This window comes from Streptomyces sp. adm13(2018) (assembly GCF_008042145.1).
Classification (GTDB): domain Bacteria; phylum Actinomycetota; class Actinomycetes; order Streptomycetales; family Streptomycetaceae; genus Streptomyces.
The window spans coordinates 9,857-20,422 of the sequence record NZ_RDBH01000110.1 but is presented as its reverse complement, the minus strand read 5'-3'; the positions used below and the strand labels follow the sequence as shown (position 1 = coordinate 20,422).

10 protein-coding genes and 1 pseudogene are annotated in these 10,566 nt (G+C 73.7%); 4 read left to right on the top strand and 7 right to left on the bottom strand.

What is annotated here, in order from left to right; translation table 11 throughout:
• Window positions 1-125: 125 nt before the first annotated feature.
• The 3 genes and pseudogenes from EAO70_RS09900 to EAO70_RS09890 form a co-directional block, all read left to right on the top strand.
• Window positions 126-641 (top strand): annotated as a pseudogene (locus EAO70_RS09900) (diaminopimelate decarboxylase family protein); the annotation flags it as partial.
• 123 nt (window positions 642-764) lie between these two features.
• Complete coding sequence (locus tag EAO70_RS09895; protein ID WP_148002636.1) at window positions 765-1,583, top strand: maleylpyruvate isomerase family mycothiol-dependent enzyme; 819 nt, start codon at window positions 765-767, stop codon at window positions 1,581-1,583.
• A gap of 122 nt (window positions 1,584-1,705) precedes the next feature.
• On the top strand, window positions 1,706-2,005 hold the full coding sequence (locus EAO70_RS09890; protein ID WP_148002635.1) for a DUF1876 domain-containing protein: 300 nt from the start codon (window positions 1,706-1,708) through the stop codon (window positions 2,003-2,005).
• Window positions 2,006-2,125: 120 nt separating this feature from the next.
• On the opposite strand, the gene EAO70_RS09885 is transcribed toward EAO70_RS09890, so the two are convergent.
• The 6 genes from EAO70_RS09885 to EAO70_RS09860 all read right to left on the bottom strand — a co-directional run bounded on the left by EAO70_RS09885 (window position 2,126) and on the right by EAO70_RS09860 (window position 8,403).
• A complete protein-coding gene (locus EAO70_RS09885) occupies window positions 2,126-2,746 on the bottom strand; it encodes a CBS domain-containing protein (RefSeq protein ID WP_148002634.1) in 621 nt (206 codons plus the stop codon).
• A 177-nt stretch (window positions 2,747-2,923) separates the two neighbouring features.
• Window positions 2,924-4,987: a discoidin domain-containing protein gene (locus tag EAO70_RS09880; RefSeq protein ID WP_148002633.1), complete on the bottom strand. Its 2,064-nt coding sequence runs from the start codon at window positions 4,985-4,987 to the stop codon at window positions 2,924-2,926.
• Between the two features lie 135 nt (window positions 4,988-5,122).
• Complete coding sequence (locus tag EAO70_RS09875) at window positions 5,123-5,716, bottom strand: TetR/AcrR family transcriptional regulator (protein ID WP_148002632.1); 594 nt, start codon at window positions 5,714-5,716, stop codon at window positions 5,123-5,125.
• A 49-nt stretch (window positions 5,717-5,765) separates the two neighbouring features.
• Window positions 5,766-6,344, bottom strand: a complete 579-nt coding sequence (locus EAO70_RS09870; RefSeq protein ID WP_148002631.1) for a 3'-5' exonuclease — start codon at window positions 6,342-6,344, stop codon at window positions 5,766-5,768.
• A gap of 87 nt (window positions 6,345-6,431) precedes the next feature.
• On the bottom strand, window positions 6,432-7,103 hold the full coding sequence (locus EAO70_RS09865; protein WP_148002630.1) for a GntR family transcriptional regulator: 672 nt from the start codon (window positions 7,101-7,103) through the stop codon (window positions 6,432-6,434).
• A gap of 100 nt (window positions 7,104-7,203) precedes the next feature.
• On the bottom strand, window positions 7,204-8,403 hold the full coding sequence (locus EAO70_RS09860; protein ID WP_148002629.1) for a CaiB/BaiF CoA transferase family protein: 1,200 nt from the start codon (window positions 8,401-8,403) through the stop codon (window positions 7,204-7,206).
• 136 nt (window positions 8,404-8,539) lie between these two features.
• Between EAO70_RS09860 and EAO70_RS09855 the strand changes: the two genes are divergently transcribed.
• On the top strand, window positions 8,540-9,748 hold the full coding sequence (locus EAO70_RS09855; protein WP_222723462.1) for an acyl-CoA dehydrogenase family protein: 1,209 nt from the start codon (window positions 8,540-8,542) through the stop codon (window positions 9,746-9,748).
• Window positions 9,749-9,811: 63 nt separating this feature from the next.
• Here the strand turns inward: EAO70_RS09855 and EAO70_RS09850 are convergent, their stop codons facing one another.
• Complete coding sequence (locus EAO70_RS09850; protein WP_148002628.1) at window positions 9,812-10,315, bottom strand: FBP domain-containing protein; 504 nt, start codon at window positions 10,313-10,315, stop codon at window positions 9,812-9,814.
• Window positions 10,316-10,566: the final 251 nt, after the last annotated feature.

Below are 10,566 nucleotides of genomic sequence, written 5' to 3'. Positions count from 1 at the left end.
CCTCCCGACCGGGCAGCCCAGGGAGGCGCCGGTTGGTCAGGGACCGTACCAGCGAGTAGCCCGTTCGGCACCGGTCGGGCGAGGGCTTTCCCGCGGGGCCGCCCGGCGTCGGGCCCTACAGACCGACGTCCCGCGCCCGCAGGGTCCGGGCCGAGCTCGCGGAGAGCTGCACCGCCGCCGGCCTCCCCGTCCCGCGTCTCGTCATCGAGCCGGGCCGGGCGGTCGCCGGGCCGGCCGGGGTCGCCGTCTACCGGGTCCTCGCGGTCAAGCGCACCCCCGGCGGGACCTTCGTCGCGGTGGACGGCGGGATGAGCGACAACCCGCGCCCCGCGCTGTACGGGGTGCGGTACGCGCCCCGCCTGGTCGGCCGGCGCTCGACGGCCGGGGACGAGAGCGTGACCGTCGTCGGACGCCACTGCGAGGCCGGCGACGTGCTGGCGGAGGACGTACGGCTGCCCGCCGACACCCACCCGGGCGACCTGCTCGCGGTACCGGTGGCCGGCGCGTACCACCTCTCGATGGCCTCCTCGTACAACCTCGTGGGCCGTCCTCCCGTGGTCGCCGTCCTCGACGGCCAAGCCCGCCTCCTGGTGCGCAGGGAGACGACGGAGGACCTGCGGGCGCGGGACGTCGGTCTGTAGGGCCCGACGCCGGGCGGCCCCGCGGGAAAGCCCTCGCCCGACCGGTGCCGAACGGGCTACTCGCTGGTACGGTCCCTGACCAACCGGCGCCTCCCTGGGCTGCCCGGTCGGGAGGGGTGAGCGGTGACGGTGGGACGCGTGGGGGCGGTCGGAGTGCTGCCCGAGGGGCTCTCCGAGGCGATACGGGGGACGGCCGAGGACATCGCGGCGGTGCTGCGCGCCGCCCCCGGCGGAGACGGCGCCGTGCCCCGGTCCGCCTGGACCCTGGGGGAGGCCGCCGCGCACCTGGCGCAGGCCAACGCGCTGATGGCCGACCTGGCCGCCGGGCACGAGCGCCCCTACGGCGACGGCACCCCCGGGAGCCTCGCCGCCGCCAACGAACGCGCGCTCGCCGGTTTCCCGGAGCGGGCGCCCGGCCCGCTCGCCGAGATGATCACCGACCGGGCCGAGGCCTTCCTCGCGGCCGTGGAGGAGCGCGACCCGGAGCAGCTCGTCGTCACCCCGCTCGGCGCCCTGCGCCCGGCGGTCCTCGGCTCGTACCTGCTGACGCACATGCTGGGGCACGGCTACGACCTGGCGCTCGCCTTCGGCCGCCCCCACATGCTGGACGCGCGCCGGGTGGGCCTCACCCTGCCGTTCATGATCGAGGCGATGCCCCGGGTGACCGACCCGGCCGCCGTCGCCGGGCTGACGGCCCGCTTCGCGGTGCGGCTGCGCGGTGGGCAGGCCTTCGGCGTCCTCGTGGCGGACGGCGCCGTCGAGGTCACCCACGAGCCTCCCGTCCGCCCGGACTGCACCATCCTCACGGAGCCGGTGACCTTCCTGCTCCTCGGTCTGGGCCGGGTCGATCCCTGGCCCGTCATCGCCCGGGGCAGGGCGCTCGGCTGGGGGCGCAGGCCGTGGCTCGCGCCCCGGTTCCCGCGCCTCTTCCGCGCGCCGTAGCGGGCGCGTCGGCGGCCGGCCCGCCCCGCGGCGTGCCGCTGGACCCGCGCCGATGGATCCTGGAGGTATCGGAAGGGGCCGTGCCCCGGTCATGCGGGGCCGGCTGCGCGAGGAGGCAGATCATGGCCCGCACCCTGGAATGGACGGTCGGCGTGGAGCTGGTCGAGGACGACGGCAGGACCGAGGCCGAGGCCAGGCTCCTGACCGGAGACTCGGCCCTCACGGGCCACGGCTCCGCCCGCTGCAACCCGTCGGACGTCGACGTGCCGGCGATCGGCGACGAGCTGGCCGCGAGCCGCGCGATGAAGGACCTGGCCGGGAAGATGATGCGCGAGGCCAACCGGGAGATGGAGGCGGCGGGCGCCGGCACGGTGCCCCGGCGCACCGGGCCCGGCTACGGCTGGCCGGAGGCGGTCTCCTGACCGCCCCGCCGCCCGCGTAACCGGCGACACGAAAGCCCGGCGGTCTGCCCGTCTGCCGCTGGGCGATACGGTCGCGCCCCGACCGCCGGACACCTGCCGCGCCGTCCCGCCGGGCACCTCCTACGGGGTGTCCGCCACCGTCAGATCGCCCTCCGCGGCCTCGTACGCCAGCCGGTCCTCGACCTCGACCACTCCGTCCACCGCCTCGCACAGCCGGACGAGGACGGGGCCGATCCCCGCGCGGTCCACGGTGCCGCTCAGGGTCACCCGGCCCTCGTCGACGTCGATGTGGACGGCCGACGGGGAGAGCCCCAGGATGCGGACGACCACGTCCTCGCGGATCTCCTCCTGGATGGAGCGGTCCCTGCGCAGGAAGAGCTGGAGCAGGTCGCTGCGGCTGAGCACCCCGATCAGGCACCCCTGCGCGTCGACGACCGGCAGTCGCTTCACCCGGTGCCGTTCCATGAGGCGGGCGGCCTCGACGGCCGTCCAGGAGGGCCGGGCCGTCACGACGGGGCTGGACATCATCGCCTCCGCGGTGCTGGGCCCGCCCTTCGCCGTGTGGCGCCGCAGCAGGTCGGCCTCGGAGACCACGCCCACAGGCCGGTTCTCGTCGTCGACCACCGGGACGGCGGTGATGCCGTACTCGTCGAGGAGCCGCGCGATCTCCTTGAACGACGTCCCCGGCTGCACCGCCACCGCGGTCGGCGTCATCAGGTCGGCGACACTGCGGTGCCTCATCGTCCGTTCCGTCCCTTCTGCGTTCCGGAGTCCATGATCTCCTACCGGAGGCCGGAGCGGGACGAGGGGGCCGACAAGGGCTGACAAGCGTTGTTCAGTACATGGCTGGGTAAAGGGCCGAGAACAGCCGAAGGCCGGCCGGACCCAGGACGGTCCGGCCGGCCCCCGCCCTCCCGCTCAGGCCCGGTGCACCGCCACCTCGTAGAGCGAGTAGCCCCACTTGGTCGCCCGCCGCTCGCCGTGGATCCGCACGTACCGGGCGGACGTCGACGGGAACTGAGCCGTGTCGTAGCCGCCGTCGCCGGCGTCCGTGGACCACACCGTCCGCCAGTCGGTGCCGTTCTCCGACACGTCGATCCGGTACTGGCGCGCGTACGCCCGCTCCCAGTCCAGGGTGACCCGGCCCACCCGGCGGACGGCCCCGAGGTCCACGCCGATCCACTGGTCGTCCGACCAGTCGCTCGCCCAGCGCGAGCCCGTGTCGCCGTCGAGCGCCCGGCCCGGCGCGTAACTGGTGAACGGGTTCCACTCCGAGGAACTCGCCGAACCGGCCGCGCCCCTGGCGAGGTTGACGCCCGGCTCGTGGTTCTCGGTCGCCTTCCACGTCGTCAGGTACGACTCCGCACCGCGCGACAGCTCGTCGACGACGCCCTGCCCGCCGCTGAGCCGGATCTGCTCGACCCAGTCCGGCACCAGCCCGTTGTGCGCCGCGCCGTCGGTGTTGAGGTCCCAGGTGCGGTCGCCCGTCACCTGGCGGTCGATCACCGAGCCGCCGTCGAAGCTGCGGAAGGGGTACTTCACCGCGTTCGGCGCCCCGTTCCCGACCGGGGCCGGCCAGCCGCCGACACCGTTCATGTCGGTGCCGTAGCCGAGGCCGACCTTGTACTTCGCCCGCAGTGCGGCCTTCTGGCCCGCCTCGCCGACGAAGCCCTCCGCGCCGTGCATGTACTGGGCGACGAAACCGCCCAGCTTGTACAGGCGCTCCGTCCAGTCCAGGTCCATCCAGCTGTGGCTGGACAGGACGCCCGGGTACTCCTCCGACGCGAGGATGTCGAGCGCCCGCCCGGCGGCCTTGACGCTCATGTGGTCGAGCTCCAGCATCATGCCGCGGTCGATCATGCCCCGCAGGGCGTGCTCACCGAGCCGGGTCAGCCCCCGGGTGTTGCACTTCGCATCGGAGGCGTACGAGGGCGTGGTGACGCCCGGCGGCAGCTTGGCCGCCATCACCGGCGCGGCCGCGAGCCCGATCGGGTTGTCGTGCTGCGGGCCCGCGCACTTCTCCGTGGCCCAGAAGGTGCCCGTCGACAGGAACTGGCCGATGTTGACCGCGGTGCCGATGGCGCCCGAGTCGAAGCGGACACCGCACAGCGCGTTGTCGAACTTGTGGCACAGGAACATGCTGCGGACCCCGAGCCCGTACAGCTCGTCGAGTCCGCGGTCGATGTCCTCCTTGCTGCACTGGGCGACGTCGAGGATCTGCTTGCAGCCGAACGGCTCCGAGGTCTCGACGCCCAGGACGACCGCGAGCTTGCCCTGCTCGACCACCGAGCGGGCCTGCGCGGCTGAGGTGACGATCCGGAACCAGCCCTTGCCGGGCCCGCCGTACATCCCGTCGACGTAGTCCTGGAGTTCGTACGTCTTCCGGGCCTGGAGACGGATGGACGTCATCTCGTCGCAGCTCCGGTCCCGGGGCAGGATCGAGCAGATCAGGCCGTTCGTCACCAGGTCGTTGACGAGCACCCGCTGGCCGCCGCGCCAGGCGCGCTCCACCCACGCGTAGTAGTTCTGCTGGTGCGTCAGGGAGTTGTGGGCGGGCCAGTCCTTGAAGGTGGGCCAGCCGACCGGGTCGTGGTGGCCGTCGGCCCCGCCGGTGATGTTCTCGAACAGCGCCCCCGAACCGTCGGGATAGTGCTCGGGACAGTCCTTCAGCGCCTCCGCCGCACCGGCCGGGGAGAAGGTCTGACCGCAGATGAGCCGGCCGCCGAACCCCTCGTTGGACATCAGGTGGTTGTGGGCGTCGACGAAGCCGCGCACCTTCCCCTGCGCGTCCGTCCCGGTGAACGGCGTGCCCGTGATGTTGATCTGCGAGTCGGCCGCGGGCCGGGACGTGGGCTCCCACCACCCGCCGCCCGCGGCTGCCGCGGGGACGGGTCCGGAGCCGAAGAGGACGGCGGCCAGGGCCAGGAACAGCGCGAGGAGGGCGGGCCGGGCGCCGTTCCGGCGCGAATTGGGTCGGGTCATGGTCAGCGATGCCTCCGGACGGTGGGGGAGTACCGGGCGCCCCGAGGATCGCGGTGCCGACGGACCGAGTCAATAGTCCGGGACAGATGACCTGTTGATGGTCATGGGACGTCCACGGGGTCGGCACGCCGACCCTCATCCCGCGATGAGCACCACGAGTTGATCCGCCGTCAGGTCGAGCAGGGTCGCCGCCGCCTTCTCGTCCCCGACGACCAGGTACTGGAGGGTGAGGCCGTCGATCGCCGCCGCCAGGTACCGGGCGATCGTCTCCACCGGCACGCCCGGCTCGATGTCCCGCATCGCGCGGACCTGTTCGACGAGCGCGCCTGCCGACGCCACGTACCGCTCGTACTGGGCCCGTGCCAGGTGCTCGAACCCCGGCTCCCGCAGGGCGAACTGGGTGAGGTCGTACGTCAGCATGTGCTCACCGGGACGGGCCGTGACGTGGTCCCAGTACGTCTGGAGCGCGCCCCGCACGGTCTCGCGCAGGGTGGCGCCCGGCTCGACCGCCGACATCACCAGCGCCACGTAGTCGCTGTTGATCGTCTCGATCGCCGCTTCGAGCAGGGCCTGCTTGGAGTCGAAGCAGTAGTGGAAGACGCTCAGCGACACCCCCGCCTCGGCGCAGATCGACCGGGTGGTGGTCCGCGCGACCCCGTCCCTGGTCATCGCCCTGATCGCCGCGTCGACCAGCTGCCTGCGTCGTTCGGCCGACGGCATCCGCCCCATGGTTCCTCCTCGCGTCCGGCGCCAGGGTAACCGCAGGCCGTGAAGCCGCCTACGGAACGTCCACGGCGCCGTCCACCGGCCACGCGCCCCGCTCCGCGAGCCGCAGGACCAGTGCCGCGATGTTCCAGGCGTCGTCCTCGCCCCGGTGGTGGCGCCCCTCCAGGGGCAGCCCGGCGACCTCCAGGGCCTGCGCCATGCCGGGGCGCTTGCGCAGGCCGTACGCCTCGGTGAACACCGCCTTGGCGTTGGTGTGGTGGCGCCCGAAAGGGTACGGGGTGCCGGAGACCCGGCACTGGTGGGCGAACTGCTTGCGGTCGTAGTCGCCCCAGCTCGCCCAGGGCCGCACTCCCGCCTCGTACGTGGTCGCGAGGAGCCGGCAGGCGGCGGCGAAGTCCAGACCGGTGTCGACCTCGGCCTGCGTGAGCCCGGTCAGTTCGGTGCAGAAGGCGCTGACCCGCGAGCGCACCGGCCGCACCAGGATCCGGTGCCGCGAGACCCGCTCGCCCGCGCCCGGATCGACCACGGTGAGCCCGATCTCGATGATCTCGCTGACGGCGCCGGGCGGCGGCTGCCCGTCCCAGCAGGTCGCCTCGACGTCCACGATGTTGACCAGTCCCCCGTGATCCATGGGCCGAGCCTATCGACATCCCCCCGCGAAGGGGGACGGCGCCCGGCAGGGGCGTTCCGCGCCACCGCCGCGCGCTCGGCCCGGGGTTCAGTCGCGCTCCGGGGTCAGGACCTCGCGCAGGGCCGCCACCGCGTGCGCCCGGTGCTCGTCCAGCCGGCGGATCGTGGCGTCCTCGTCGCCGTGCCGGAGCGCCGAGATGACGGCGCGGTGCTCGCGGACCGCCTGCTTCCGGTGCGGGGCGTCGGCGTAGTACAGGGAGCGGTAGGCGTCGGTGGAGTCCCAGAGGGTCGTGATCAGCCGGATCAGGCGGGGCATCTCCGAGGCCTCCACGAGGGTGAAGTGGAAGAGGCGGTTCGCCGCGGCCATCGCCGGCACGTCACCCTCCTCGGCCGCCCGCTCCACCTCGCGCTGGATCCGTTCGAGGGCGGCGACGATGCCGTCCGGCATCAGCCGCACCGCCCTGCGCACGGCCTCCGTCTCCAGGAGCTCGCGGATCCGGTAGATCTCCTCCAGGTCGGCCAGGGACAACTCCGCGACGAAGTAGCCCCGGTGGACGTGGTGGACGACCAGCCCCTCCGCCTCCAGGGCCTTCAGGGCCTCGCGGAGCGGCACCCGGCTCACCTCGTACCGGGCGGCGAGGGCGTCCTGGCGGATCTGCCCGCCGGGCCGCAGCTCCCCGCTGGTGATGGCGCGCCGCAGTTCCTCCAGGACGAACTGCTGGGCGGTCTGCGGCCGCCGCTTCTGCACCGCGCTGCTCATCGCCTGTGACCTTCCGATTCCTCGTACCGCACCGGATGATCTCCCCACCGGTGCCGACCATCTTCCTACGCCTTCCCGCCGACCGGTCCCGCGCGCGGGGTCACGGACGGTCCGGCGCGCGCCCCGCCGCGGCCCGTCCGAGCGGGGCGAGCACTCCCTCGGTGTGCTCGCCGAGGCGCGGGGGAGCGGCGCGGTACGCGGCCGGGGTCGCGCCGAACCGGACCGGATGGGCGACCTGGCCGGGACCGGCGGCGGACTCCGGTACCCGTGGCGCGAGCCCCAGCCGGTCGGCGAGGTCGAACGCGGCGGCGAGGTCGTTGATCGGACCGCACGGCACCCCCGCCGCGGTCAGCTCCTCGAACCAGCCGCCGGCGGTACGGGTCCCCAGCGGCCCGGCGAGCGCCGCCACCAGCGCGTCCCGGTGGGCGACCCGGGCCGTGTTGGTCGCGAAGCGCGGATCCTCGGCGAGCCCGGGCAGGCCGAGGCGCTCGCACAGCGCCCGGAACTGCCGGTCGTTGCCCACGGCCAGCACCAGCGGCCGGTCCCGCGCCTCGAACACCTCGTAGGGGGCGATGCTCGGGTGCCGGTTGCCCATGGCCCGTGGCACGACCCCGGCCCCGAGGTGGGCGGCGGCCTGGTTCGTGAGTGCCGACAGGAGGGAGGACAGCAGGGACACCTCGACCCGCTGCCCCTCGCCGGTGCGCTCGCGGTGGCGGAGGGCGGCGAGGACCCCCATGCCCGCGTGCAGTCCGGTGATGACGTCGACCAGGGCGACCCCGGCCTTCGTCCCCGGCCCGTCCGGCTCGCCCGTCACGCTCATGAGGCCGCCCATGGCCTGGACCAGCAGGTCGTAGCCGGGCAGCGCGGCGCCCTCCTCGGCGCCGAAGCCGGTCACCGAGCAGTAGACGAGCCCCGGGTTGGTCGCCCGCACGGTCTCGTGGCCGAGGCCCAGCCTCTCCATCGTGCCGGGGCGGAAGTTCTCCACCAGGACGTCCGCCCGGTCCACGATCGCGCGCGCCGTCGCCAGGTCGCCCGTGTCGGTGAGGTCGAGCGCGACCGAGCGCTTGTTGCGGTTCACCCCGAGGAAGTAGGTGGCCTCGCCGCCGGCGAACGGCGGCCCCCACGCGCGCGTGTCGTCCCCCGAGCCCGGCCGCTCGATCTTGATCACGTCCGCGCCCAGGTCGGCGAGGAGCATCGTCATGTACGGCCCCGCGAGGACCCGGCCGAAGTCGGCGACGACGATCCCGGACAGGGCGCCGGCCGGCGTCGGCCCCGGCGTGCCCGGCTGGTCTGCGCGCATCCCGTTCTCCCTCACTGGCGATCGGATCCGATCGGACCGTACGGCCGGGATATCGGATTTTCAATACTGGATCCAATATCCGGCAGCGGGCTACGCTTCGCCTCGCCGAGTTGCCACAGCCGCCAGGAGGCCGTCCGTGAAGTCGTCCCAGCCGCAGTCGTCGTCGCAGTCCAGCTCCGCCCCGGTCCACCCCTTCGACCTGCTCGCCGTCGACGGACTGCTGACCGACGAGGAGCGCGAGATCCGCCGCACCGTGCGCGCCGTCGCCGACCGCGACCTGCGCCCGCACGTCGCCGAGTGGTTCGAGAAGGGCAGGATCCCGGCCCGCGAGCTCGCCCGCACCCTCGGCGGCACCGGCGTGCTCGGCATGCACCTGGAGGGCTACGGCTGCGCCGGCACCAACGCCGTCGCGTACGGACTGGCCTGTCTGGAACTGGAGGCCGTCGACTCGGGCCTGCGCTCGCTGGTCTCCGTACAGGGCTCGCTCGCCATGTACGCGATCTGGAAGTACGGCTCCGAGGAGCAGAAGCAGCAGTGGCTGCCGAAGATGGCGGCGGGGGAGTACATCGGCTGCTTCGGCCTCACCGAGCCCGACGCCGGCTCCGACCCCGGTGCCATGCGGACCAACGCCAAGCGCGACGGTTCCGACTGGATCCTCAACGGCACCAAGATGTGGATCACCAACGGCGCGGTGGCCGACGTCGCGGTCGTCTGGGCCCGTACCGAGGACGGCGTACGCGGCTTCCTCGTCCCGGCCGGCACCCCCGGGTTCAGCGCCCCGGAGATCACGATGAAGCTGTCGCTGCGCGCCAGCGTCACCAGCGAACTGGTCATGGAGGACGTCCGCCTCCCGGCCGACGCCGTGCTGCCCGGGGCCCGGGGCCTCTCCGGCCCGCTCGGCTGCCTCAACGAGGCCCGCTTCGGCATCGTCTTCGGCGCCCTCGGCGCCGCCCGCGACTGCCTGGAGACGGCGATCTCGTACGCCCGCGACCGGATCGTCTTCGCCCGGTCCCTCGCCTCCTACCAGCTGACCCAGCAGAAGCTCGCGGACATGTCCGTCGAACTCGGCAAGGGCATGCTCCTCGCCCTCCACCTGGGGCGGCTCAAGGACGCGGGGACCCTCACCCCCGAGCAGGTCAGCGTGGGCAAGCTGAACAACGTGCGCGAGGCCATCGCGATCGCCCGCGAGTGCCGGACGATCCTCGGTGCCAACGGCATCACCCTGGAGTACCCGGTGCTGCGCCACGCCAACAACCTGGAGTCGGTGCTCACCTACGAGGGCACGAGCGAGGTCCACTCCCTGGTCATCGGCAAGGCGCTCACCGGCGAGCAGGCCTTCCGCTGAGCCGTCCGCAAAGGCGGCCCGATCGCGGCCCGATCGCGGCCCGGAGGTGGCCCGGCGGCGGTCTCAGCCGGCCGTCACCCGGTCGACGAAGGCGTCCAGGTTGCCCATGAGCCGGGCGACCTGCTCGTCCAGCGTCAGGGACTCCTCGTGGCGCCGGCCGCGCAGCTTCGGCTGCCGCCTGCCCCGCACGTACAGGGAGCAGGCGAGGTCGGCGCAGAGGTAGGTCCCGACCGTGTTCCCCTCGCGGCCGCGCGCGCCGGCGAGGGGTGCCACGAGCAGTGTGACGCCCGAGGACGCGTGCGAGGTCAGGCACACCTGGCACATGCTCGACTTCGTGGCGCTGGTCCGCCCGGCGGCGGGGACCCGCAGGCTCACCCCCACCGGCCCGTCCGCCCGGGGGACGACCAGATGGGCGCGGAGTGGCGCACCGGGGTCGACCCAGCCCAGGAAGTCCAGGTCCTGCCAGGGGAGTTCGCCGAAGTCGAGCGGCAGCTTGAGCCGGGCCGCCTCGCCCTTGGTGCAGTTCACGAAGGACGAGCGGATCTCTTTGTCGGTCAGTGGTTCCACTCGATGGACGGTACACGGACCCCGGTCGCCGGGCATCCGAATAAGCGGCGGCCGCCGCACGGAGGTCCCGGACCCGCCGCACGGAAGCCCCGGACCTGCCGTGCGGCGGGCCCGGGGCGGCCGCTCAGACCACCGGCGCGGCCCGCGGGCCGGGGGCGGGTGCCGGGGCGGAGTCCGCACCCGGGGCCGGCGGTGAGCCCGCCGTGCTGGACCCGGCCGAGGCGCTGGACCGGTCCGCCGAACTCTCGGTG

Excerpts from the sequence above, each read along its gene's own strand:
- EAO70_RS09890 (WP_148002635.1), top strand. The coding sequence starts at position 1,706 with ATGGCCCGCACCCTGGAATGGACGGTCGGCGTGGAGCTGGTCGAGGAC.
- EAO70_RS09885 (WP_148002634.1), bottom strand. The coding sequence starts at position 2,746 with ATGAGGCACCGCAGTGTCGCCGACCTGATGACGCCGACCGCGGTGGCG.
- EAO70_RS09880 (WP_148002633.1), bottom strand. The coding sequence starts at position 4,987 with ATGACCCGACCCAATTCGCGCCGGAACGGCGCCCGGCCCGCCCTCCTC.
- EAO70_RS09875 (WP_148002632.1), bottom strand. The coding sequence starts at position 5,716 with ATGGGGCGGATGCCGTCGGCCGAACGACGCAGGCAGCTGGTCGACGCG.
- EAO70_RS09870 (WP_148002631.1), bottom strand. The coding sequence starts at position 6,344 with ATGGATCACGGGGGACTGGTCAACATCGTGGACGTCGAGGCGACCTGC.
- EAO70_RS09865 (WP_148002630.1), bottom strand. The coding sequence starts at position 7,103 with ATGAGCAGCGCGGTGCAGAAGCGGCGGCCGCAGACCGCCCAGCAGTTC.
- EAO70_RS09860 (WP_148002629.1), bottom strand. The coding sequence starts at position 8,403 with ATGCGCGCAGACCAGCCGGGCACGCCGGGGCCGACGCCGGCCGGCGCC.